This window comes from Acinetobacter sp. L-24 (genome assembly GCF_056857555.1).
The window spans coordinates 63,944-89,040 of sequence record NZ_JBSXNI010000042.1 but is presented as its reverse complement, the minus strand read 5'-3'; the positions used below and the strand labels follow the sequence as shown (position 1 = coordinate 89,040).

General features: G+C 43.0%; 23 protein-coding genes. 6 read left to right on the top strand and 17 right to left on the bottom strand.

Going from position 1 to position 25,097, the window contains the following annotated elements; genetic code table 11:
- Positions 1 to 204 precede the first annotated feature (204 nt).
- Complete coding sequence (locus AC13CK_RS09060; protein ID WP_425878183.1) at positions 205 to 1,416, top strand: YeeE/YedE family protein; 1,212 nt, start codon at positions 205 to 207, stop codon at positions 1,414 to 1,416.
- Between the two features lie 53 nt (positions 1,417 to 1,469).
- On the opposite strand, the gene AC13CK_RS09055 is transcribed toward AC13CK_RS09060, so the two are convergent.
- The 3 genes from AC13CK_RS09055 to AC13CK_RS09045 all read right to left on the bottom strand — a co-directional run bounded on the left by AC13CK_RS09055 (position 1,470) and on the right by AC13CK_RS09045 (position 4,081).
- Positions 1,470 to 1,979, bottom strand: a complete 510-nt coding sequence (locus tag AC13CK_RS09055; RefSeq protein ID WP_425878181.1) for a hypothetical protein — start codon at positions 1,977 to 1,979, stop codon at positions 1,470 to 1,472.
- Between the two features lie 63 nt (positions 1,980 to 2,042).
- Positions 2,043 to 2,822 carry a TIGR03915 family putative DNA repair protein gene (locus tag AC13CK_RS09050; protein WP_004279976.1) on the bottom strand — a complete coding sequence of 260 codons (780 nt, stop codon included), beginning with the start codon at positions 2,820 to 2,822 and terminating at the stop codon, positions 2,043 to 2,045.
- Complete coding sequence (locus AC13CK_RS09045; RefSeq protein WP_004646658.1) at positions 2,822 to 4,081, bottom strand: putative DNA modification/repair radical SAM protein; 1,260 nt, start codon at positions 4,079 to 4,081, stop codon at positions 2,822 to 2,824. Before AC13CK_RS09045 ends, AC13CK_RS09050 begins: the two co-directional genes overlap by 1 nt.
- Positions 4,082 to 4,288: 207 nt before the next feature.
- Here AC13CK_RS09045 and AC13CK_RS09040 point away from each other — a divergent pair, with 207 nt between their 5' ends.
- Complete coding sequence (locus AC13CK_RS09040) at positions 4,289 to 5,332, top strand: NAD(P)H-dependent flavin oxidoreductase (protein ID WP_425878178.1); 1,044 nt, start codon at positions 4,289 to 4,291, stop codon at positions 5,330 to 5,332.
- Between the two features lie 54 nt (positions 5,333 to 5,386).
- Here the strand turns inward: AC13CK_RS09040 and AC13CK_RS09035 are convergent, their stop codons facing one another.
- A complete protein-coding gene (locus tag AC13CK_RS09035; RefSeq protein WP_180038555.1) occupies positions 5,387 to 6,064 on the bottom strand; it encodes a hypothetical protein in 678 nt (225 codons plus the stop codon).
- A 249-nt stretch (positions 6,065 to 6,313) separates the two neighbouring features.
- Positions 6,314 to 7,333: a tRNA dihydrouridine synthase DusB gene (gene dusB / locus AC13CK_RS09030; protein WP_425878579.1), complete on the bottom strand. Its 1,020-nt coding sequence runs from the start codon at positions 7,331 to 7,333 to the stop codon at positions 6,314 to 6,316.
- A gap of 129 nt (positions 7,334 to 7,462) precedes the next feature.
- Here dusB and AC13CK_RS09025 point away from each other — a divergent pair, with 129 nt between their 5' ends.
- The 4 genes from AC13CK_RS09025 (at position 7,463) to AC13CK_RS09010 (ending at position 11,779) form a co-directional block, all read left to right on the top strand.
- On the top strand, positions 7,463 to 9,058 hold the full coding sequence (locus AC13CK_RS09025; protein ID WP_425878175.1) for a tyrosine-type recombinase/integrase: 1,596 nt from the start codon (positions 7,463 to 7,465) through the stop codon (positions 9,056 to 9,058).
- Between the two features lie 46 nt (positions 9,059 to 9,104).
- Entirely contained in the window at positions 9,105 to 9,704 is a 600-nt protein-coding gene (locus tag AC13CK_RS09020; protein ID WP_425878173.1) for a hypothetical protein, read from the top strand.
- Between the two features lie 225 nt (positions 9,705 to 9,929).
- Positions 9,930 to 10,487 carry a LexA family protein gene (locus AC13CK_RS09015; RefSeq protein ID WP_044112759.1) on the top strand — a complete coding sequence of 186 codons (558 nt, stop codon included), beginning with the start codon at positions 9,930 to 9,932 and terminating at the stop codon, positions 10,485 to 10,487.
- Positions 10,484 to 11,779 carry a Y-family DNA polymerase gene (locus AC13CK_RS09010; RefSeq protein WP_482831112.1) on the top strand — a complete coding sequence of 432 codons (1,296 nt, stop codon included), beginning with the start codon at positions 10,484 to 10,486 and terminating at the stop codon, positions 11,777 to 11,779. Before AC13CK_RS09015 ends, AC13CK_RS09010 begins: the two co-directional genes overlap by 4 nt.
- Before the next feature lie 53 nt (positions 11,780 to 11,832).
- Here AC13CK_RS09010 and AC13CK_RS09005 read toward each other — a convergent pair whose 3' ends face one another.
- The 12 genes from AC13CK_RS09005 to AC13CK_RS08950 all read right to left on the bottom strand — a co-directional run bounded on the left by AC13CK_RS09005 (position 11,833) and on the right by AC13CK_RS08950 (position 25,067).
- Positions 11,833 to 12,408, bottom strand: a complete 576-nt coding sequence (locus AC13CK_RS09005; protein ID WP_425878169.1) for a lysozyme — start codon at positions 12,406 to 12,408, stop codon at positions 11,833 to 11,835.
- Complete coding sequence (locus tag AC13CK_RS09000) at positions 12,408 to 12,626, bottom strand: hypothetical protein (RefSeq protein WP_425878167.1); 219 nt, start codon at positions 12,624 to 12,626, stop codon at positions 12,408 to 12,410. Before AC13CK_RS09000 ends, AC13CK_RS09005 begins: the two co-directional genes overlap by 1 nt.
- Positions 12,623 to 13,180 carry a coiled-coil domain-containing protein gene (locus AC13CK_RS08995; protein ID WP_425878165.1) on the bottom strand — a complete coding sequence of 186 codons (558 nt, stop codon included), beginning with the start codon at positions 13,178 to 13,180 and terminating at the stop codon, positions 12,623 to 12,625. Before AC13CK_RS08995 ends, AC13CK_RS09000 begins: the two co-directional genes overlap by 4 nt.
- A gap of 61 nt (positions 13,181 to 13,241) precedes the next feature.
- Positions 13,242 to 13,475, bottom strand: coding sequence for a hypothetical protein (locus tag AC13CK_RS08990; protein ID WP_425878577.1), 234 nt, complete (start codon positions 13,473 to 13,475; stop codon positions 13,242 to 13,244).
- Positions 13,468 to 15,555, bottom strand: a complete 2,088-nt coding sequence (locus AC13CK_RS08985; RefSeq protein ID WP_425878163.1) for a hypothetical protein — start codon at positions 15,553 to 15,555, stop codon at positions 13,468 to 13,470. Before AC13CK_RS08985 ends, AC13CK_RS08990 begins: the two co-directional genes overlap by 8 nt.
- A 17-nt stretch (positions 15,556 to 15,572) precedes the next feature.
- Positions 15,573 to 15,959, bottom strand: a complete 387-nt coding sequence (locus AC13CK_RS08980; RefSeq protein WP_425878161.1) for a hypothetical protein — start codon at positions 15,957 to 15,959, stop codon at positions 15,573 to 15,575.
- Complete coding sequence (locus AC13CK_RS08975) at positions 15,956 to 16,240, bottom strand: carboxypeptidase regulatory-like domain-containing protein (RefSeq protein ID WP_425878159.1); 285 nt, start codon at positions 16,238 to 16,240, stop codon at positions 15,956 to 15,958. The genes AC13CK_RS08980 and AC13CK_RS08975 overlap by 4 nt, the downstream gene beginning before the upstream one ends.
- Complete coding sequence (locus tag AC13CK_RS08970) at positions 16,241 to 17,503, bottom strand: hypothetical protein (protein WP_482831111.1); 1,263 nt, start codon at positions 17,501 to 17,503, stop codon at positions 16,241 to 16,243.
- A gap of 52 nt (positions 17,504 to 17,555) precedes the next feature.
- Entirely contained in the window at positions 17,556 to 19,169 is a 1,614-nt protein-coding gene (locus AC13CK_RS08965) for a hypothetical protein (protein ID WP_425878156.1), read from the bottom strand.
- Between the two features lie 9 nt (positions 19,170 to 19,178).
- Entirely contained in the window at positions 19,179 to 21,140 is a 1,962-nt protein-coding gene (locus AC13CK_RS08960; RefSeq protein ID WP_425878154.1) for a hypothetical protein, read from the bottom strand.
- Complete coding sequence (locus tag AC13CK_RS08955; RefSeq protein WP_425878152.1) at positions 21,130 to 21,549, bottom strand: hypothetical protein; 420 nt, start codon at positions 21,547 to 21,549, stop codon at positions 21,130 to 21,132. Before AC13CK_RS08955 ends, AC13CK_RS08960 begins: the two co-directional genes overlap by 11 nt.
- Positions 21,546 to 25,067, bottom strand: coding sequence for a tape measure protein (locus tag AC13CK_RS08950; protein WP_425878150.1), 3,522 nt, complete (start codon positions 25,065 to 25,067; stop codon positions 21,546 to 21,548). Before AC13CK_RS08950 ends, AC13CK_RS08955 begins: the two co-directional genes overlap by 4 nt.
- Positions 25,068 to 25,097 lie beyond the last annotated feature (30 nt).

Here is a 25,097-nt window from a genome sequence, read left to right as displayed (position 1 = left end):
TTAAATAGCGAATGATCTAAATTGAAATTGCATTAATTCTTGATGGGATCATTTTTTATCTAAATGAGTCGACAAAATCAGATAAACTGATAAAACTTATCAAGTATTAGAATGACTTAATTGTGATTCACTCGGCAAAACGGGCTGCATTTAAACTGAAATTCAGTAGAATACCAGCCTTTATTTTTAATAATTTAATCTCCCATGTCAGTCATTGTTGCTGCTTCCCAACGGTCGAATATTTCGGTCTGGGCAGCTTTTATCTTGCTTATCATAGGTACAATCGGTGCCTATCAAATCGTAGGCTTAAATCAGGCTCTATTATTCTTGATTGGTGGTGCACTGGGCATGACCCTGTACCATGCTTCATTTGGTTTTACTTCGAGCTGGCGTGTCTTTATCAAGGAACGTCGCGGCCGTGGTTTACGTGCACAAATGATTATGCTCGCTCTGGCGGTCCTGCTGTTTTTCCCGGCTTTAGGTGCAGGTGAATTATTCGGCAACCCAGTTAAAGGTAACGTTAATCCTGTTTCCATGTCAGTCATGATTGGTGCCTTTATTTTCGGTATCGGCATGCAACTTGGTGGCGGCTGTGCATCAGGTACGTTGTATACTGTAGGTGGCGGTAGCGCACGTATGCTGGTGACGCTCTTGTTCTTCTGTATCGGGTCTGTGATTGCGACCTCGCACCTTGACTGGTGGTTTGCCCTGCCACATCTTGAACCGATTTCACTGGTAGAAAGTTTAGGCGTTCTCCCTGGATTACTGTTGAGCTTTATCGTTTTTGCCATCATTGCTGCAGCAACAGTTTATTTCGAAAAGAAACGTCATGGCAGCCTGGAAATTGAGCCACGCAGTGAATATCAGGGCTGGAAGCGCTTTGTTCGTGGTCCATGGCCTTTGATTTGGGGCGGTATTATTCTGACCTTGCTCAACTTTGCTACGCTGGCACTCGCAGGTCGTCCTTGGGGCGTAACCTCTGCGCTGGCAGTTTGGGGTGCCAAAGGTGCTACGCTTGTGGGTGTTGATGTAGCTTCTTGGGATTATTGGCAAAAAGCAGGCAATGCCAAAGCACTGGCAGAATCATTATGGTTTGATATTACCTCAATGATGAACTTCGGTATCATGCTGGGTGCTTTGTTGGCAGCAAGTTTGGCAGGTAAATTTGCGCCGAATTTCAATATTCCAAAACGTTCACTGATTGCTGCTGTTGTAGGTGGCATAATGCTGGGCTACGGCGCACGCTTAGCTTATGGTTGTAATATCGGCGCATATTTCAGTGGGATTGCCTCTGGTAGTCTGCATGGCTGGTTATGGCTGGTCTTCGCTTTTATTGGTAACGGGATCGGGGTAAAACTTCGTCCGATTTTCTTCTCGGATGAAAAACCGCAGTCTGAAAAACTGACCGGTTGCTAATGCTTAAAATCAAAAAAGCCCATCTGTGATGGGCTTTTTTCTGGCTTTAGGATTTACAGCGCAGCTTTTAAATTACAGCCATAACCCATGGTCTGCTGGACCTGACGATAAGTCGTATAACGATCCAGAATAAAGGTATAAAAATGATCAGCGTCAGAGAAATTGGCTTTTAAATTTTCATTCTTGGCATTAGGCAGTTTAATGTCATCGACCAGTTCCAGATTGTAATGTCCCAAGCGGTACATATCGGCAAAATAACTATTCATCATATCGCAATAGGCAATTTTACTGGGTTTTAATGCCGTACTGCTAACGAGATGCTGGTTCAAGCTTTGCAGATTATTGACATCTAAAGGAAACTGGTGTGCGAAAGCAATGCTTTCGACTTTCTTAAATTTCTGAAAGTCTTGGGCTAACTGGACATTGAGTGCATCAAAACGTTGCTGCAGTTCCTGTGCGGTCTGAACCTGATATTTGGCTGGATCTACGACCGGTTTTTGTGGTTGTTCCGAACATGCAGTTAATCCAGTGAGCAGTGCTAATGACGTTAGCCATACCTTCATGTTTATACACTCAATTTAAATATACCAATGCTTATTATGCCTGAAAGCAGCTTGATGTACTGTTTAAAGTAATTTCTCATTCATATAACGCCAGTAGCGCTTTGGCACATATTGAATATGCAATTTCATGTTCTTGCGCGCCTGAATATTCACACTGTTAAAATAGTCTTTCCAGAGCTGATCATATAGCAGCTCTTGATCATCCAGTTCAATACTGAATGATTGACTATGACCAATCCGGATTTGTGGATCGATTATTTCAGCGTTCATCTCGACCTGATGCATCTGCCTTAAATCATAATAAATACCGTAATTACGCTGCTCGTCATAAATCAGCCAACTTTGATCCTGATAACGCTCCTGAAAATGTCGGGAAATAATCGGCAAGACATTAAAATCCGGTCTGACCAGACTCAGAAACAAACCATCTTTGGCTTTTTTAAAGCGTACAAAAGCCTCCATACGATGCTTTTCCCGCCCCACTTGCTTGGCCCATTGCGACATGCCGATCACCGCAGTATGACCATAATCTTTATCGACTGGACGCTGGTTTTGAAAGACATAGACTGCAAAATCAAAAAGAGTCTGGAACGCTGCTTCCTGCTCTGACAAAAACGTATAGTAAAAAGCACGCAAACTGCTGGAAGATACTTTCTGCTTTAATCCCTGCCACACCCGCTGCCCATGCTGATCATTAGAGGCCACATGGATAAATTCATCAAATAAACCTGTTTGTGCTTGAGGATTGGCCGTCACTATCACGTTAAATTCTTTAAACTCGAAAGCACGAAATACACAACTGAGCAGACCAGTCATGCTGCCATCAAAACAGTAACTTGCCACTAGAAACCAAATCCTAATTGAGGTGAAAGTTGCTGCTGATATTTGGATTGCCCTGACATCAAAATTTGCTGGCGAATCTGATGGGCGTGCTGATCTTTCTTAAATTTCGGTGTATCCGCACAGCGAATAAAATGCTGCGCCCGGTTATAAGCCACGCCCATGCGCCTTAGCTGGTCAATATGAATCTGTCCAAAACGGCGTGCCTGTACAATTTTCTGGGCAGAACGCACGCCTATGCCGGGTACCCGTAGAATCATTTTATAGTCGGCACGGTTAATATCGACTGGAAAGGCTTCAGAATGACGCAAGGCCCAACTGAGTTTAGGATCAATCTCCAGCTCCAGATTCGGATGCTGATCATCGACAATTTCATCAGCAGCAAAGCCATAAAAACGCATCAGCCAGTCAGATTGATACAGACGGTTTTCTCTTAATAATGGCGGTGCTGAGCCGATAGCAGGTAAGGCTTTATCTTCAGGATTAATCGGGATATAGCCAGAGAAATACACCCGCTTCAGCTTAAATTCCTTGTAATGCCGGTCAGCCATTAAAATAATGTCCTGATCGGTTTCACTATGCGCGCCCACCACCATTTGTGTAGTTTGTCCGGCAGGTACAAATTTTGGAACGGACTTGATCAGCTTGCGTTCATCTTTGAGCTGGATCAACCGGTCACGCACAATGCCCAAGTCTTTTTGTACTTCGGCATGGGTTTTCTCAGGCGCAAATTTTTGCAGTCCCGCCTCCGTCGGCATTTCCAGATTAATACTCATACGATCGACATACAGTCCAGCTTCGGTAATGATCTCCTGTGATGCACCCGGAATAGTTTTCAGATGGATATAGCCATTAAAGTTTTCTTCGAGTCTAAGTTTTTTGACCACCTGCAGCATCCGTTCCATGGTGTGATCGGCCGATTTAAAAATCCCCGAACTGAGAAACAGACCCTCAATATAATTACGCCGATAAAAATTCATGGTCAGATCGACGACTTCCTGCACGGTAAATGCAGCACGCTGGACGTCATTGGAACGGCGCGAAACACAATAGGAACAGTCAAAAATACAGACATTAGAGAACAGAATTTTCAATAAGGACACACAGCGGCCATCTTCGGTATAACTATGACAGATGCCATTCCCGGTATTGCCCACGCCCTTGTCTTTATTTTTACGGTTGCTACCGCTGGATGAGCACGACACATCATACTTGGCAGCATCGGCTAAAATTTGCAGTTTTTCACGGATACGATCAGACATGAGCTCAAAAAATATTTGACCAAAAGGCTATTATAAGGTGTTCAATTCTAGGCTAATAAAAGTTCTATCTTTTTGGCGACGTAGCGTGTCGCAAGAAATGTAAATAACACGTAACCCATGCTGCAGTATTTCAAAATAAAATAACCAATATGATTTGCTTAATTTTGTGCTCAAAGGCAAAGTAAAAGCATAACAAGGAGCAAATCTATGTCTTTATTAGAAAATCTCGGAATTAAACATCCTATTTTCTTGGCACCGATGGCAGGTGTCTCTACGCCCGAGCTTGCTGCCGAAGTGTCCAATCAGGGCGGCTTGGGTTCACTGGGTCTGGGGGCCAGCAGTATTGATGCAGCGCGACAACAGATTTTAAAGACTCAAGAACTGACAGATTGCCCTTTTCAGGTTAATTTTTTCTGTCATGACACTGTTCCTGTAGATGAGGCTGTAGCGCAGGCATGGATTGCACAGTTTAAAGATAAATTTGCCGAATATGGCGCTCAGGCACCAGATCATTTGGAGTGTATTTATCCGAGTTTTAAAGACAATGATGACTTTCTGAATCTGGTATTAGAAATCAAACCGCGAGCAGTCAGCTTTCATTTTGGGATTCCACATCCGCATCAGATTCAAGCCCTAAAACAGGCCGGGATTCTGACCATGGTATCTGCCACCAATTATGCCGAAGCTAAAGCCATTGAAGCAGCCGGAATTGATATCATTATTGCGCAGGGTATTGAGGCTGGTGGCCATCGCGGGATTTTCTCGACCAAGTTTGATGCTTCAGTCAAAACCTCCAATCTGGTGAAGCTGATCAAACAGCATTCTTCCTTGCCGATTGTAGCGGCAGGCGGGATTATGACGGGTGAGCAAGCGCGTCAAATGATGGATTTCGGTGCAGATGCCGTGCAACTTGGGACTGCATTTGTGCAGTGTAAATCTTCTAATGCCAATGATGCCTATCGTAAAGCCTTATTTTCCAAGCCACTCACTCAGGTGAGTGCCAGTATTTCCGGTCGTCCTGCACGCGGCATCATTAACCACTGGCATATTGAAGTGGATACACCCGATCGGCTGGATGTTCCGGCTTATCCATATACTTATGATCTGGCCAAGCAATTACATGCTGCTGCTGCCAAACATGGGGATCAAGGTTATGGTGCATTCTGGGCAGGTTCGAACGTGGCACAGATTCGTGAAATGGAAGCTTCCGATCTGATTAACCAGCTCGTACTGGAAATGAAGCATCTTTAATTATTGAATCATAAAAAAACCTCTCACATGGAGAGGTTTTTAATTTATCTAGAATTAGCGTGTGACACGATGCCAGGCATCTTTAACTGCAAATTTAGCTTCTTCCCAGTTGAGGCGGGACTCACCTTTTAACTGTTCCCATTTGGTACGCAGTTCAGGTTCAGCACGATCAAAATCCGTATCATGCTCATACATTGGACGGTTTTCATAACCGACTCGATAAGCACCGCGATAATCACGATCATAATCTAGATCGCCATATGTGCTACGCGTTTCATTAAAATACGGGCGATTATGATACTCATCTCTCCAGTAATTATCTTCTGCACTCAAATGATCTGGATGTCGATAATTATTTGCCTCAGGCAAGTTCTCTGGATGCTGGTAATTATCTGTCTGCTTCCCATGATCAGACGTTGCAATGTCATTACCTGCAATACCGCCAACCACTCCACCGATAATACCACCCACCACTGCACCTGGAGGGCCACCCACCAGACCTGCAACTGCGCCTACAGCCGCTCCGCCCAAAGTACCGGCACTGGTCGCAGCCAGATTATCTTCACCTTCATTCATGTCTGGAACACGAGGATTATCTTTCACGGGTGTATTCAAATCTGGACGCGCATTGGTATCAGTCGGATTGATATTCAGGCCTTCACTGCGTTCTTGTGGCAATTCCGTTGACGTTTTATGGCTAAACTCTGTGACTGGACGATTGGTATTTGTCATTACAGATCTCCCTCAATGATGACGATAAACAAAATGGATCACATCTGGTTTATATCTGGATAGGTTCATCATAGAGGAAGCTTGAGTAAGCAATGTCCAAGTCCTGTCCAGTTTAAGTGAACAAACTGTGCTGCTATGTATTAGACAGGCTGAAGTGTAAACAGAATGCAAAAATCCGCCTGCTCAAGATAAAAAAGGTAGGGATTTCATGCAAAAAATATTACATGATTCGCTGAATTGTGCCCGCCATCACTTGGTTTCCAGTAAATTCACTTGCTCGGCTTGTACATCATTCATGGTTAAACCATGTTCTAGCAGTGCATTAAAATAATCTTCTACCACACGATACTGGTCAGCGGTATTTTCTACCTGATACATGTTCTGGCGAAACTCGTTGCTAGAACGCAGACCTTTGGTGTACCAGGCAATATGTTTACGGGAAATCCGGCAGCCGGAATATTCGCCATAGAACTCGTATAATTCTGTCAAATGTCCCAGTAGCACATCTTTCACTTCTGTAATACTTGGTGCATCAAGATATTGACCGGTTTTTAAATAATGGGCAATTTCACGAAAAATCCAGGGCCGACCTTGTGCTGCACGACCAATCATAATTGCGTCTGCACCGGTATAATCCAGCACGTATTTGGCTTTTTCAGGACTGTCGATATCACCGTTAGCAATCACGGGAATATTCAACATTTCCTTTACGTCTTTGATTAAAGAATAACGCGCGGTATTCAGGTACATATCTTCACGGGTACGGCCATGTAAAGCTAGCGCTGCAATTCCGGCTTGTTCAGCACGTTTAGCGACACGCATAATATTTTCCTGACCGTTCAAATAACCAAGACGGGTTTTTAAGGTCACTGGCACATCAACTGCAGCCACAACTGCATCCAGAATACGCGCAACTAGATCTTCATCCTGCAATAAAGCAGAACCGGCGAGTCGGTTACAGACCTTTTTGGCTGGGCAGCCCATATTAATATCAACAATTTGCGCACCATTGGCCACCTGATAACGTGCCGCTTCAGCCAGATCATGGGGATCTGAACCAGCAATCTGCGCTGAAATCGGTGCCAGCTCTCCATCAAAATTGGCACGATATAAGCTCTTTTTACTCATGCGCAAAGTTTTGTCAGATGTCATCATTTCACTGACCGCATGGCCTGCACCAAAGTATTTGCACAAGGTTCTAAACGGACGATCGGTCACACCTGCCATGGGGGCCACCCAAAGCTTCCTATCTATTGATCTTCCAAACAATTCTTCAATTACATTGTTTTTGCTCAAAATCTTTAACCTCGTTTAACTTCGTTTAGTCGCTTCGTATTGACTTTTAGTGTCCTTTGATTGCACCCTACTTGCACCCCAATATTTTAATGGTGCAAATTTATGGGAACAGTCACTAAGCGACAAACAAAAGACGGCACAACCCGGTATAGAGCTCAAGTCCGTGTACAACGTCAAGGCTACCCTGAATTTAAACAATCCAAGACTTTCAGCAAAAAGTCATTAGCTGAGGACTGGATCAAACGCACGGAAGCAGAAATCGAATTGCACCCTGAAAAAATGTTGAATCCGGCGGTGCAAATAAAGCACAAAACGCTCAGGGAGTTCATTTATCAGTATTTGGAAGAAGCGGACAGCTTTGCCAGAACAAAAACAGGAGCACTACAGCACATCGCTAGTTTAGATATTTCTGAGAAGAATATCTATTCTTTAACACGACAAGACTTTTCTGATTATGCAATTATGCGAAGAAAAGGCGATCCAGTTAAAGGAACTGATGGTGTTGCACCTGCCACCATCTTAAAGGACTTAAGCCATATCAAGGCTGTCATCGTTCATGCAGAGTTTGTATGGGGCGAACCCTTGGAGACTGTGCTAATCGAATTTGAAAAAGCCATGATTGGTTTACAGAAGTCTCGCATCGTGACCAGATCTAAACAGCGTGACCGCTTGCCTACGGCGGAAGAACTTCAAATGCTGACCAACTATTTCTATAAAAGCTGGAAACGGGTCAAGAACTCCACACCTATGCATCTGATTATGTGGTTTGCACTCTACACTGCCCGTCGTGAAGATGAGCTGTGTTCATTGCGGCTGGATGATTACGATGATCTGAATTGTCAGTGGTTAGTCAGAGATGCTAAGAATCCGAATGGATCCTTGGGTAATCATAAGTATGCTCACATGGAACCAAGAGCCATCAATATGATTGATGAGTTTATGAAACCAGAAGTCCGAGATCGAATGCTTGCCTTGGGATATGACAAGAATCTTTTAATTCCAGTGAATACGCGTACCGTGTCGACTTACTTTACCCGGGCATGTAATGCGTGTGGTATTAGCGATTTGCGCTTCCATGATTTACGCCATGAAGCTGCGACCCGTTATGCAGAAGATGGCTTTACCATTCCTCAGCTGCAGACTATCACTCTTCATGAATCATGGAATACCCTTAAGCGATATGTGAATCTTAAAAAACGCGGTACCCGATTAGAGTTTGAGGAAGCGATCCGTGTTGCGGAAGATAACTATAATAGTTATTACAAAGAATGGAGTAAAAAACAGCGCTACATGGCATTGGTGGATAAAGATGATGCCTTTGAAGATGAAAGTGAAATTAATGTTGAATTTGATTTCATTAAAAAGCACCTGGATGTATTCATTGAGATTCACCAAAACAATAAATACTTTAAACGCCTGCATGTAAATAAGTTAAATAGCAATAATCCATTCGCCTGGGATAATTCAAATAAACGTTTTGTAGCTCATGATATCCAATTAGCTTGGGAAGACTGGTTTACTGAGAATGGAAAAGTAGACTGGGTTGAGTTACCGGAAGGAAGTACACATTTTGGTATCAAGGATCTGACTATAGTGAAGAAACTTAAAACCCGTACTTATGTATGGGAGACATCTATTCAAGGCTGGATAGATAGTTTTGGACAATATGTGATTGATGATAAGCATCTTGGAAAATAAAGATGATGCAGGATTGGGCTGATATTGTGGATGGGTGGAAGGAGTGATGAGTATATCAAAACTGGCATCTACAGTAATTTTAGCAACATCGTTTGCTACGATATTTCTTTTTGCGTTTATTTTTTACTTGTTTGGTGGCGAGGATAGTGCTCTAAAAGATGCACTATCAATGACTGCTAGTTTCTTTGGTGGAATTGCAACTCTCGTGGCTGCTTATATTGCTACGCAGTTATTTAATGATTGGAAGGATCAGGAAAAATACAGAATTACATCCAGTCTAGCTCTGGATTGTCTGAAAGACTACTTATCAGCTAAAGACATGTTATTTTTTTACTTATTTCAGCATGTTTATAATACCCCAGCCATCACCTATAAAGATCTTGATAATTTTTTCTTTCAAACAAATCATAAAATCACCACTCTTAATGAGATTCTTGGAAGGCTTAAAAAAGCTGAAATCGATAAAGAGATAGTTGATTCTTTCTATCTGAAAAACTATTTAGAGATTGCCAAATATATAAGTAGTACTGAAATGCTTAAACAATATAGTAATAATGAGCTCAAAGATTATCACGAGAAGTTCATAAATAACGAAAAAATGAAACTCCTGCCTCATAAATTATTGGACATATTAAAAATTGACTAATCTCGATCCCCACACTCACATTCGTCGTAATCGAATGAGCTGTGCAGCTCTGACTAAGAGTCTTTACCAAGTCAATTAGTACTGTAACCGTTCATCCGAAATATCATAATTTTGCGTCACTCTATGACGCATCTTTGAATTTAAAAGATTTATTTTATTTGTTTGATTTTTATCGAGTCTTTACAATCTTGATTATTGTTACAAAAATCAAGGAGTCGTAAAGTTATGAACAGTACTCATGGGGGTTTTCGAGCCGGGGCAGGTCGAAAAAAGTCTGAAGAGACTAAAGTTATTCGAGTGCCTGAATCTAAAATTCTTGATATCAAAGAATACCTAGAATCTCTTAAAAAAGAAAATGAAATTAGTGATATCCGTCAGTTTGATCCTGTCACAAAAATAGAAATACCCTTGGCAACCGAACGCGTTCAAGCTGGATTCCCCTCGCCCGCTCAAGATTATATTGATAAAAAAATCGATCTGAATGAGTACCTCATTAATAATGCGAATGCTACTTTTATTGTTCGTGCGGATTCTCTTTCTATGCTAAATGCAGGAATTGATATTAATGACGCCTTGGTTGTAGATCGCAGTATTCAGGCTAGGCATAGAGATATTGTGATTGCCAGTATCGATAATGAATTGACAGTGAAACGGCTAATTATTGATGCGAAAGGTTGCTGGTTGAAAGCTGAGAATGAGGGTTATCCAGATATTCATCCCCAAGAAGGTCAGCAGTTTGAAATCTGGGGTGTAGTCACAAATGTAATCAAGAAATTCAGATGAGCTATAACAATCAAATATACGCGCTCATTGATGTAAATAATTGCTATGTAAGCTGTGAGCGCCTATTTAATCCTAAACTTAAAGATGTGCCGGTCATTGTTCTTTCAAATAACGACGGCTGTGCAGTTGCACGTTCCCAAGAAGCAAAAGATCTTGGTATTAAGATGGGTGTTCCCCTATTCCAGGTTAGAGATATTGTCGAAAAACATAATGTACAGGTACTTTCGAGTAACTATGCTTTGTATGCTGAAATGTCTCAACGTTTCCATTCGATTCTGGCTGATTACGTGGCGCCAGGTGAGCAGGAAGTTTATTCGATTGATGAGTGCTTTTTAAGGCTTACTGCCTATTCTGAAAATTATGACCTGGTTGAATATGCGCAAAATATGCGACAGCGGATCTTGCAGTGGATCGGATTACCGGTTTGTGTCGGTATTGGTCGATCAAAGACCGAAGCAAAGCTTGCCAATCATATGGCTAAAAAAGCAAAACGCTTCAATAGTGTTTGTGATCTGGTTTCTATGGATCCTAAACATCGTGATTATTTTTCTAGTCTGATTGATGTCTCCGAAGTTTGGGGAGTGGGTCGTCAGCATAGTAAAAAACTAAAAAGCTTAGGTGTTAATACTGTTCTTGATTTAGCTAGGTCTAATTCACATCAAATGGGAAAACTATTTTCTGTGGTGATGCAGAGAACTGTAATGGAGCTACAAGGCATTTCCTGTATTGAGGTTGAGTCCGCACCGGCAACCAAAAAGCAGATTATTTCATCACGCTCATTTGGCGCTCGGGTAATAGATATCCAATCATTATCTGAAGCAATGAGTGATTATCTACAGAATGCCATTAAGCGGTTAAGAGAGGATGAATCTCTTTGTGGTTGTGTGATTGCTTTTGCCCAGTCCAATCCTTTTGACAAGAACAGACCTTTCTATAACAAGTCGATCAATATCGGATTTACTGAGCCGACTGACTGTGCTGCGGTTATGAACCGGGCTGTAATGAAGCGAATGAATGAGCTGTTTCAAGAAGGAATCGAGTTTAAGAAATGTGGTGTGATATTGACCGCAATCGAGCCAAAATCGACATACATATATGACCTTCTATCTGATAGTACTCAAATAGAGAAAAATGAGAAACTTCAATCTGCCCTTGAGCAGGTTAAGGTGAGATTTGGAGATAAGAAAATAGCAATTGGCCCATGCAAAATGCATGGTCGCGCATGGGCAATGGCCAGACAAAACCTGACTCAGAACTATTTTAGTTGGGAAGGGATTCTGAGGATTAATTAATAACCAGTCACTTATTTTAATGATAAACAATGCCCTCATTTGAGGGCATTTATCTATTTTAAGAATAAAGCCCTTTCTGCAGCTCGGCGATTCACCAGACCCTGCATGCGTTTGCCGCCGGCATTAACCCAAACATTAAATTGATTGGCGGCAGCCTTATAATTTCCCTCATTCAATCGTTTGACTAAGGTGGATTTTTTAAAGGCTGTAGCACCAATATTGTAGGCCAGTGAGACCAAAGCATCGAACTGATTCTGATTGATTGAAACATTGACCGCATCATTAACAGTTCGCTCAAAATCTTTCAGATCGTTCTGCATATAAGCTTTAGCTTCATCCAGTGTGCAGGTATCCCCTTTTTTAACACGAATGCCATTCGGATACTTTGTGGTGCCGAAACCAATGGTCCATACACCAACGCCATCATCATACGCTTTGAGTTCTAGACCCTCAAAATTGCACATCAAGTCAATACCACTTGGACTGACCCGCATTTCATCCGTGGCAATACCCAGCATACTGGTGACATCATCGTAAGCAGTTGCAATTAACTTATCAGCAGCATCGACCTGTTTTTGAGAGAGTTTGCCGCCACTGATCTTTCGCAAGAAATCAAAAATATGTTTCATTATGAACCACCCTTAACTTTAGGCTGTGCAATCTTACGGCCAACGTACGCCAGTGCAGGTAAAACTACAGAAAGCAAAATAGCATGGTATTCAGTCGGAATGAGCTGTGTGTTGATGCCTTCTTGAATTAAAATAGGAAGAACGCCCAATAAAAAAGCTCCGATAATTGGGAGCTTTACAGATAGATATTTCCAGACATTTTCGGGGATGAATTTCATTTTTCCTCTCTCATGTTTCGTTCATAAAGTTTGTTGCGGATTTCTTCAACCGTTCTTAAGAGTTGGTCAGATTGTTTTTCAAGAACTTGGATGCTCTGGGTGTTGGTCATGGTTTGAGTGTTTACCGTGTCTGTTTTTCCGGTCTGAGTGTTCCAGGCAACTACAAATAATCCAGCTAAAAAGATGCCACCAAAGCGCACAAGATTGGTAATACTATCGATTTTGGTTTTACTCTCATGAAGCACCCTAATCTGCATATCCATTTCTTTGAACTTCGGATCAATCTCATTTCGGACTTGTTTGATCTCGCTTTTAAAGTTTGACTTGGCTCGATCCAGATCATCTTGCAGATTGTCCCGAGTCTGAGTTAAATCATTCCGGGTCTGCTGATGTTCCTTATTGAGCTGCTCTAACTGCATATTCATGCGGTCAAGTTTTTGGGGCATTTCAGCGAGCTTGTCCATATTTTTGGATATGTCGCTGATCTTGTCTGAGATAGCAAGCAGCTGCCCTGCTGTCGCTATTGGCGGATCAGATGAATAGTCATTGGACATTGCGCCCCCTAAATTTTGGTAATAAAAAAGCACCTAAAAAGGTGCAGTTGTTTGGTTAAGTTTAGACTTCTATTTCTGAGTGCTGACCAGTTGGTGCCGGCCTTAAAATCACTTGATTGGAAACAAATACTCTGGCACCCAGGTTATAAGCTGTGCCAGATGTGCAAAGTACTGGACCAGATCCCCCATCAATCTGTACCCGATACTCTGGATGCTTCACTGAGGTGATGGTGCCAATGTATTCGGCATGAGTTGGATTAAGCAGCTTGCGCAGTTCAAATAAAGGATTAGTCACGGCTAATACGCTCCACGGTAATGGTTTCATTGACCTTTTCATGCGAAAAACTTCCACTCACCCCATCAATCACGCCCCACCACTGGCCATTAAAGGCAATCGTTTTTCCGGGCAGCATCTCGCCAATTTCCGAACTCACTGGAATATCTGAGAAAGTATGCAACTCCTGAATATTGGCTTTCACCAACTCATTTTTGCCGTAACTGGCACCAGACACTACATTGAATAATGGTCCTGTAACCGTTTCCAGCGGAACATCACCAGAGGTACCACGTTGCTGTACTTTCAGGCTTTCACCACTACGACTATTCACCACTGTGATGGCATTAAAGTCGGCAATGTATTCATCGTTCTGCTTGATGTTCTGCTGCATCACCAAACTTTCAGATAATAGAATGTCGTAATCATCCACGGCCATCGTATCCCAATAGCCTTTCTGGTACCGAGGTAAAATAGTCAGTGTATTGCCTGCTTTCTGGCTATAAATAAAGCCGCCGCCTGCATCAACCACCTGCTTTATTGCATCAATTGGTGCTAGTTCTGCATAACTCAGGCTCTCAATCGGTACGATCCAACCCAACTCATCGATAAGCCTCCAATCTAAGTTGGTACCGCTATTTGTCCGATCAATTTCAGCCTGAACCAGTTGAACAGATGTGCGTTCGTTATCCTGGATAAACGAACGTAAAGGCGCATATTTATCCGAGTTTAGAGCTGTGACACTTCGACCCGGGTAAGTATAGAGCACACTGGCAAAGCGCCGGGTTTCTTCTGGATCTTCCAATAAAATATGATGCTCGAACCCATTGAGCATTATCTTAAGAATCACTGGCAGACCATTAATTGGCTGCAGTTTATCTTTCTCGGTATGAGCCACAGTAATCGAGTAAGTCCAGCACCATTGAGACCGGCTGGTACTATAAGTACCCTCCATGACTTTAATCTTCTCGCCAGTATCCAATCGTTCGGCTGTTAATGTGTTCACGATATACCACCAGTTCCTTTTTGGCAGTGCAGGAATACAGTCATCTGCACCAAAATTTAAAACAACATTGTGTGAATCAACGTCATGACAGAGACAGACAAAATTTAAATCACCTGTGCCTTCGTATTTGGGTATTTCAGGCTTTGGCCAAGGTTGAACCGGATGCTTGCGGTAATGAATCGCTTTGGCCTGATCCCAAGGCAAATCCGACTTGGTGATAATCTCAAGGCTTTTATCCCACTCAAATGAAAAGCGATGCTCAAATACTTGAGCCACTTCATGTGAATAAGTAAAAGTCTTGCGCCTGCGAATCATTTCTTGCCAGACGGTTTCTCGGTTATGGCGCAGTTTGATTGTTTCTTGATGCGCATAGCGCTGATGAATAAAGCGCTTATCAGCTTCCTCCCAGATCACGTACGCATCAGAACTCAAACCAGTGGCTTGCTCATGAATGGATCTAACCACCCGGGTTAATGACCCTGCTTGCTCATGCCAAAAATCTACCTGATTAGAAATCACCAAGCCTTGATCATAAAAAAGAGCCTCATTTGAGACTCTTAATATTGGCTTGGCCCACGGTATTTCTGTGGTGCTCAAGGCTGCGATAGCCTTCTGATATCGCATATCAAAACCATAAGACACTCCGACCAGATGATTAATATCGAATAACGCTTTAACCTCAAATTGAAATTCAGTATCTAAAATGGTATCAATTGTGCACAGATTTTCACTAAATACTGCTTCAACCTCAAAGCTAAAGCTCGTATCTAAAACAGTATCGATTTGGCCAATGACATCAGTATTCTCACTAAATACAGCAACTACATCAAAGCTGAAATCAGTGTCGAGTACCGTGTCTATGACTGCAGTATTTGCACCACTGTCGGCATAAACTGCGGTGACTTCAAATGAGAATTCAGCATCGAATACAGTATCGATTGCTGCAGAAACATCATCCCCAAAGTTGAGATTAGTCGAGCCGTCGGCCAGATGCTCAAAATTTAGAATGATGTTGTGGCTGTCGGTATTATCAGGCTTAAAATTTAAGTTTAGGTTGTGAGCATCAACGGTGCCGAGCTTATTTTTAAAATCCACATGAGCACCTTTTTAATTTAAGGTCTGAGTTTTATCGATTGGATAGACAAGGTACCACCCACGACCAGATTAGTATTCGCCAGGGTGATGTCTGTTCCCACGGTTAGATCTGCAGCTACTTCACCAGCACCATTATAAATACGCGCCCAGGTGGCGGTCCCTGTTTTGATCACCGTTGCGGTATCTGTTGGGTGAAGCTCTACATATGCTGCTGTGGTTTCTTTGATACAAGGCTCCGGAAATGTGAGTGTCACCAAGGCACTGTTCGCATCTGCTGCAATAGCAGGACTGGCAGGCTGCACACCCTCATAAAAAATAACGGTAGCACTTTGGCTACCGTTATCCATAAAATTTGCAAAGGCTTGAATCATGGCAAGCCGAGCACTAGTAGATGTTTTACTCATTTTGGCACCACGTTATCTTGGATGACTGCGTTGTAATGACTTGCGGGATCATGTGCAACAACAAAAAAAACCATGTTGCCAAGATTTGAAAATGTGTACTTACCGTTGTGATCTGTCACAACATCCTGAATTATCGCGCCGCTCAGTTTCTCAAAAATCCTTACCCTACAAGGTATTGATATTCCATTCTTTTTAACAAAACCTTGAACTTTCAGATGTGATGATAGATCAATTGATATGCCATCTTTTCTTGCACCAAAATCAACCAAAGTAACAATCACTTAAGATTCTCCTAAGTCAAAAACCACCTGCCCTAAGTGTGGGGCTGTGTCGCTATCGTGATCTGCGTGTATATTTTTGGCAATAAATAATCTTCCTGCGGAGTTAATACGCTGCAAGTCTGCAAAAGGTTTTGCTTTTAACAGCCATTTCACAATTGGCAATTCGCCTCGAATTACAGTTGCTTCATTGATGATAAGCGGAAAAAATGGCGTTTTTGTATTTGTGATGTAGTTAGATAACCCACTTCTCATGGGTGTCACACCAGTTTCAAGTGAGCTGATGCGCGCAGAAGTATAAGCGTCGACTTGGTTTGATCTGCGCTGAAGTAAGAGTGTTGATATTGAGCTTGATCCAAGTGCAATAAATTGAGCTGAACGCCCATCTGCGCTTGCTGCCGCATACCTCAGTGATGACGATAAGAAGTTACTTGCAGAATCCACATCCAAAAAAGTATTAAATGCACCAAATCCATAGCACAGAGCGTGATTATTATTATTAACAACACATGGCAAGAAATAAAATGTATTTTTGTCACCAACAATTAAATAAGCTCTATTTCCATTCTCGGGCTCAAAAACATCATTTGATGTTGCATACCCCATCATTTCACGTGTTGATTTAGCATAATACCACTTTGACCAACCATTAATGGCTGCCGATCCTGTGCCTGTGCCCACCCAGTTTTTACCTGGATTGGCACTATCATACGGAGCTTGCACACCCAGCATCGTATCAATATCAGTCATATCTTCTACAATACCGACTTTTGCATACTTCGCATAAGTTGCTGTGTATGTAGGATCCAACTCATCAACGACACGCAAAAAAGGTCGGCTTGGTAAAAGTAAATTTGCAGACCGGTATGCTGCTTTTCCTCCCGTGTTTCCAAATGGCTTTTCCCACCCTAGTGGCGGTAATGATGCATTAATAGTGCCTGTAGTAGTGCTTGTACTTGGTGCCACTGCAAGTTCAAAAGTCACACTCTGCGCATTCGGTACTGTTAAAATTCGATGCTCACCATTAAACTCAGATTGCGCAGCACCTGTGATTTTAATCACCTGATATTGCATCAGGTTATGGGTTGTGCTGAATGTAGCGGTTACTGTTGTGCCTGATGCTGTCAGTGATGATACTGTGCCAATATTAATGCCATTTATCAGGCAAGCATCCAATACATTAATCATCGAGCCATAAGCATTTTGCAGTTGTGGTGCATTGTTATTGGTATGCATATAAAATTTAATATCTGTACTTGCGACCATTTTTAATACTCATAAAAAAGACCGCATATAGCGGTCATATTTGAATTAATGTTTACAATACGCGGTCAATATCACCACGTAGCATGATCTGGAACTGGTCTGACAATACTGCGGGTTCTGACTGTTTTACTGTGCGAATCACCCAGACCGGAAAGTTTGCAGCCACGGTATTGAAACGCAGGACATTGCCATTGGCCCAACCCGCTCCCCAGCCTTCTTTTTTAATAATGAAATACGGTACACCCGTGACCGGGTTAATCGGTGCATAGTCTGCATTAACCGTGCCTGTGCCAATCTGACCAGAGTATTCACCTACACAACGAAAATCAGTAGCGCTGGTAAAAATCAAAGCCCAACGTTCCTGAATAGCCCCCTTGTTTGTCACTTGGAGTGGATACAGCGAGTCATTGTAATTCGCTAAAATTCCTGAACTCGGCTCATCCGCCCAAGCATTACCCCATGAACCTTGCACAAACTTGCGTGTGTAACGCGCCTGCATGTCACCAATGACCAAAGCAGAACCAACTATAGTATCGACAGCATCATAGTTATGCGTTAAAGGCTTGGTGAACGTCAGCTGACCATTAATCTGAACATCACGAATCAGCCCCATATCCTGATAGCGGTATTTCACTGTCAGTGGTGCGACCAGATTACCCAGTACAAAGTCACCACCCAATGTCACGCGGCCATAGTCATAATCAACCGTGTATAAATCGAAAGCTACTTTCGTTCCGTTAGCATCTTCCAGTTCTGCCCATGAGATCCGCTGATCATTGAGATCGTACGTGGTTCCTGCAATTGCACTTGGTAATTCCTGCGCTTTGCTTGAGCTGACAATACCAATCCCACCTACACGGAAAATTGGCACACGGCCATCAATTGGTAAACGCGTTGCAGACAAACCAAGGATTTCAGAATCCAGTGGAATGTAAGTATAGGCTACGGCGTTATAGCGCACGGATGAAGCATCCACCCAGACCGGGACATTGATATAAGCGTCTAAGCCTTCCTGATATTCCAGTAATGGGTCATACCAGTCATTCGCTTCAATGTCTGCTCGGTTGGTTTCGGTGATTTTGGTTTTGGTATAAAAGTAAATCGTGACAAAGCCATTATCCCAATTGACCTGACCATGTGCCCGGCTGGTTTCAATCACACCGTTTTCATCAGCAGTTAAAGTTAGCTGCCCAAATTCAATTGATGCTAAAACCACAGTTAATGATTGTGGTCGGATCGGCATGACTGGCGTTCTAAAACTGATTTTATTGACCGGCAATAAGTCGGTCGTTGTGGTTAAGGATTCCAGAGTAATCGTGTTATCTGCATTCGGGGTCCAGGAATCAATTTCAACAATCCCTGTACCGTATTGAATGACACCCGACTGAATCCCGCTATTATTGGCTGGATTCACATTGCGATATAGCAAGCCGGTACGATCCAGAAAGGTATCAGCACCGACCTTAAAGCGCGCTGAACCTGTCAAAATCTGCTCATCAAAACCAGAAGATAAATCCAGCTTTAACTTATTTGCAGTCACCGTATGGGTTGCTGAGTTCGAGCCAGAGGTATCGCGGTATTTCACTTGAACATCAACGGCATTAAGGGCTTTTAATTCAACCTGCTGACCTTGAATGTCTGACGTTTGTGGAGAATAAAAAGACATATTTCCTCGCTAGGCAGCCGCATAGGTAGCCATAGGTGTAAAGGTTTGCACAAATCTGCTCGCTGTACTTTTTGGTGTGACTTCAACTGCGCCAGTGGCATAGATAATGGTGCCTTGCACTTGACCGCGGCTATTCACCAGATTACCCATAGTTGCATTCACCGGCACATCTGTCAGAGTTACAGACCCTGCAATCCCCTCACTGCTTTGAAGTGGAATTTTTAACTCAACACTATTTGGCTGAATTGCTGGTCCTGTACCAATGGTAAAGGTCAGCTTTTGATTTGCTGGGGTAACATCCATCTTGGTCTGCTCAAGTGATTGACCATAGTTATAGATCACCGAAAAGACCGTACCTTTTTGTGGCAACTTATTTGGAATGATTTTGCCAATACCGGTGGCATAGTTAATTTCACCTGTGGCATCCCCAGTAAACTTACCTTGAGCATTTGATGTTGCAGTTTTCGCCTCACCCTCAAGGGTCCAATTGATGGTGATACCCGGCAATACACCTGGTCGACCCAAATCAAACTCAAATGCAGCTTTTTCAACACTTAAATTAGATCGCACAAAAGTGATAATCGGTGTGCCCCAGTTCAGCAGAATCGGTGTGTCTACATCTGGTAATGCGCCAGTGGTTAATAGCCATGAGCCAGTTTCGTAATTGATCATGCCCGAACCAAAAGATGGACTGGCGGCCTTTAACTGGCCTGAACCATCATCTTTAAGCTCATAGAACTTGCCCTGCGACATGTATGAAATCGAAAGTGCACGAGGTGCAGGAATTGGAATTAAAACTCCGGTCCAGTTGGTGCTTTGGTTATTTTGAGTCACCGGAATGGCATGACTCTGGTAATACTGATTCGGTGCAGCTGCTGGTTTAAAAGTAATATTCAAACTTACGGTTCCAGCCGGTGCTGCTGCGGTCCATTGAATCAAGCCACGCTGGTAATCAATCGTGCCGACTTGTGTACCTTGAGTATTCTTAAGTAATCCGCCCTGATCAGTAATCTGCTGACCTTGCAATGTAAACGCCACGCTAGATGGAATCACCGCAGAGCCGATATACAGGTTTTGGCTGACACCAATCACCATATTTGGATAATTAACAGTAATGGTGCCTTCATTACCCGCCACCAGAACTACACTTTCACCTGCAGCGTTTACATCAATGATCGGTGTTTCGGTCTGGGCCGATGGAATCAGTTGAGCAAAGATGCTTTTAGCATTTACTGTGAATTCACCCACATTGGCATCATCTGCCAATGCAGTCGATGAGTAATACAGACCTGTGTCAGCAACAATGGTATCGCGAATGATGGTCTTGGATTTCTCACCGTTGTACCACTGGCGTGCTGAAAGACCCACAAAGTCAACCTCAAGAGCATCATTCAAGGAATACGTAGCAACCTTGTATTCAACATTTTTACCATCGATGACCATGATTGCAGTACGAGTTTCAACTTTGGTAATGCGCACATATTGCTCACGCTCTAAAGCCTTACCTTCATCACTGATCAGCACAATGGTGTCACCTACTGAAGACTCGACCTCTTGCGGAAACATGGCGACCTGCAGCGATGACATGCCCTGCCAATGGGTATCAAGTGGCGTACCGGCAATCTGTCCGCCTTTGGCCAGATAGTTTTCCACCCGGTTCTGGGCAGCCTGACGTTCATCGTTCCAGTTCTTGGTACTAAATAGCAATGCGGATACGTTTGGATCCTTTGGTAGTTCAGAGACAAATACCGTTGCACCCATCAGTAAATCAGTGTCTTCAGTCGTGACTGCTGGAAAGACCTTACGCATGGAGACATCACCCATGGTTCGATCCATTTCCGACACATCATTGAACAGGTTGTTGCTAATGCCATCCTGGACTACTACACCTGAGTATTTACCACCGCCATCAGCGTTATCAGTCAAGCGTTCAGACTTGTAGATTACTAAATCTTTGGTTTCAATCGCCATCGTTCAACTCCGTAAAGCGCAAGGTCACATTAAAATAATCATCCAGTGATACCGCTGGAATTCCTTTCACCGGTGCGGCCTCTAAAGCCCCATCCTGGTGGTTAAATTTGACGGTGAATTGCCGGCTATCATGTGGTTGCTCAAACTGCAGTCTGAAATTTTCATCTTGCAGTTTTGACCACTCCAAAACAGTCCGCAGTTCACGCAACCTGATCCAACCCATCTGTGGATCTGCCGGTTGCAAGGTAATTGGTCGACCCGACTTCTTTTTGCCTTCCTGAATATGCAGAGTGCCATCCATGGCATAGGTCTGATTCTGCTCAATGGCCTTCCATGAAAATTCATCAGGCCATAAAAAACCGTCCTCTAATGGGACGGTTTCGGATGTTGCTAAGCGAATTAGTTTCATGTTGATTTCGCTATACCTTTTAATTGATTTACCAGACTGGTCATCACATCCTTTTGGCTTGCATCGCCTGTAAGGGATAGGGTTTGACCTCCGAATTGAATGTTGTAATTCACACTATCACCCCCCTTACCATAATCTCTGGTTGATGGTACTGAAGGAATAGACGGCGCGTAGTCACTCAAGTTACTGGAACCAGTAGAAACCACGTTAATAGAGCGAAGCAATTCATTAATCTTGTTGGTTCCGTGTTGAGTGGTAATGCCTTTTGCAGCCGCCCGATCAAATTCAGCATTGATTAATGCTTTCATTGCAGGGTTGCCATCCTTACCCAGTCCTTGAGCTTTAGCATCACGATCTGCTTCCAAAGCCTTAGACCAGATGGTGCCGGCAAGCTTTTGTGCTTCCTTATCGCTGTATCCTTTGCTCTTGAGTTGAGATAAGACATCGTCCTTGGTATAGGAGTCATATCCATAAATTCCCTTGCTCAATGCCTCGCCCTGGCGTTTCATCTCTTTATTGAAATCACCTTTGGCTTTATTGACTGCATCAGCCCAAGCCTCAGTGGAAGTTTTGGCCTCCTCTCTTGCGATTCGACCAGCATGACGATACCCATCACCAATACCGCGTGCAGAATCTCTAACGCGGTGATTAGATTTTTCCCACTCATCCATGGATTTGACGGCAGCAACGCCTGTGTCATTAATCTCAACCTTGAGCTTTTGTGTAGCATCCGCAGCATTAAACGCAGCTATGACTCCCGCATCACCAGACAGCGCTACCGCTTGGGCTGCTTTTTTATGCGCTTGTTCAATTCCTTCGGCAGTAGCTTGGCCACTATTTCGAATTGTGTTGTAGTCCATTAAAGCCTGTTGAGCTGCAAGCTTTAGGTTTTCCTTAGTCTCAATACCAAGACGCCTGAAAGCTTCTGTGACAGGGTCAATATCATCTGGTAGTCCTTGAGCCTGCATTTTGATAGCAATTAAGCCTTGCTCAACCTGAGATGTTGAAATCTGACCTTGAGTACCAAATTCCTGAAGCTTGGCTTTTGCATAGTCGATTTCAGCTTGGCTTTTCGCTGTTTCCAGCCATTTAAGCCAGGCCTGATATGTCACATCACCAGCTTGCTTGCCCTTAACACCAAGATCATCAAGGCCTGCTGCAAAGTTATTAACATTTTTGCCATTTTCTGCGAACTTTTCAGAGACACGATTTAAGGAAACATCCAGATCCAGACCTAAAGCGGTTGCAGCTTTTCGCGCTTTATCAGCTGCATTTGCCGTACCCTCTGTTGCTTTTGTACCATCATCCATGGCTTTGACAATTGCTTTACCAGCACCATCAAACTCAAGTTTTAAACCCTGAGCTGCAAGGATTGTTTGTAGGGTTTTTTGGGTGGCTGCATCAGCTGCTTTTTGAGTGCCATCTGCTGCTGTAAGTTGAGCATTTACCCAATCTTGTGCAGCTTTAATCTTAGCCTCAGTGATTTTCTGGCTCTCAGCCTGATAGGCTTTTTCTTTAGTATCCAGCTCGGCAAGACCTTTTACAGCCTGATCAATTGCAACCTGATTACCAGTTTTTCGTGCTTCATGGAGCTGCTGCTCTAACTGAATGCGCTCATCACTAATAGCCTTGTAGTCAGCCTTATGCTTTTCTTCTTGAAGCTTTAATTCATTAAGAGTTTTTTGGCTCTCAGCAACCCGTTCTTTATTTGCTTCATCTTCAGTCTGACGAATCTCTCGAATTGCTTCTCTTGTTGCAGATTTGCTTTCAAGTGCTAACCTGTTAGCCTCTCTACCATTCTTTTCGGCTTGTCTAAACAGAGCATCAGACGCATTTTGAGCCTGTGCAGCCAGATCATCGAATCCTAAGAAATCCAGTACGGCGGCACTAAGTGCATAAATACCTCCTGAAATAAACTGAATACCTGCAAGGAGTAGCTTAAGCGCAATGTTTAGCCCAGTTGCAGCATCAGATACCACCCCTAATGCAATTTTAAAAACATTGAATAGAGTAGTTAATCCACTAACCTCCTCCTTGCCACCCATAATTGCGTTAAATAATGGAGCAATCGCATCCAAGGTAGATGTAAAGGCACTCCAGGCGGTTTCAGCGATGCCAGCCATACTTGATATGACATTTTTTATTGTGTCGTAGACAGCAGATAAGGTACTTCTGATTGCCTCAATAGTAGATGGATCAATCTCAGATAGTTTGCCCTGGAACCACCCAATACCTTCAGCAACATCATCAAAGAATACTTTCAAGATTCCAAGATTATCCGCAATGATTGATAGTGCATTAGCTACCGTTGCACTTGACCCATTGGCCTGATCCATCTCACCAATCAGAATCTGCCATTGTGTGGAAATCTTCTGCAGTGCATTGCTGATAGTAGTTGGAAACTGGTTGTAGGTTTCTTGGATCTGGGTAGCTTGGCTTTGAATAGCCTTAACAACCCTTTCAGATGTAAGCTCACCATTTTCCGCCATTTTTCGGAGCTCACCAGTAGTGACTCCCAATCCTTTGGCTAAAGCCTCTGCAAGACCATAACCATTCTCCATAATGCTATTAAATTCTTCTCCCCGAAGAACAGAACCTTGCATGGCCTGAATAAACTGAGTAATTGCAGCCTCACTGGCCTGTGCAGTACCACCACCAATCTGAATCGCTTGTGTAACAGTTTTCGTGAGATCTAGTGCCTGTTGCTGCGTCATCCCCATTTCTTTGCCGACTGTATTCAGTCGGGTAAATAAATCACCTGTTGCCTGTAAACTAGAATTTGTGGCAAGTGCTACCTGATGAACTCCAGCCATTGCAGAACTAAAGTCACCACCTTCACGGGTAGCAATCTGAATACGGACAGATAGGTTAGTGTATGAGTCGGCGGCTTCCGCAAGCTCACGAATACCCAAACCTATACCAAGAGCAGTTAATGCACCCACAAGTGTGTTAACAGCAAACTTAGCACCATCAATGCCCTTTTGCGCCGTTTGAGCTGCTGTATCTGTTTCTCTTAAGCTGTTGTTGGCTTTGCCTACCTCTGCCTGAAATCCACTAAAAGCCTGATCTGCTTGCTGAACTTCTTTTTCAAGTTGATCAACCTGGACTTGTGCTTTTTCAATATCTGCAGGTGAAGCTTTAGTTTTTGAAAATGCTTCAAGATTTTGCTTGGCTTGGGCTAAATCTCCTTTAAGTTGATCTAAAGCCTTTCCAGCCTTATTACCAAAATCCGTAAAATTCCCTGCTGTAGATTTTGCATTGTCACCAGCATCTTTGATAATGCCTGTAGCAGCATTTAGAGACTGAGAAAGTTTGTCTGCTAACTCACTGGTGCCTTTAGGGATAATATTTCCCATTTCTTTCGAAGCATCAGTAGTTGCTTGTTTTAATCGTTCAGATTCGTGCTTAATTGTGTTGAATACTGATTTAACTGTATCTTCTGACTGTCTAACATTGCCAACGAAACCTTTAGTGTCGGCATCCATGACTAATTTGAATGTTAAATTTTTACCAGACATGCTGACCTCTAAATTTTAGGCAATAAAAAA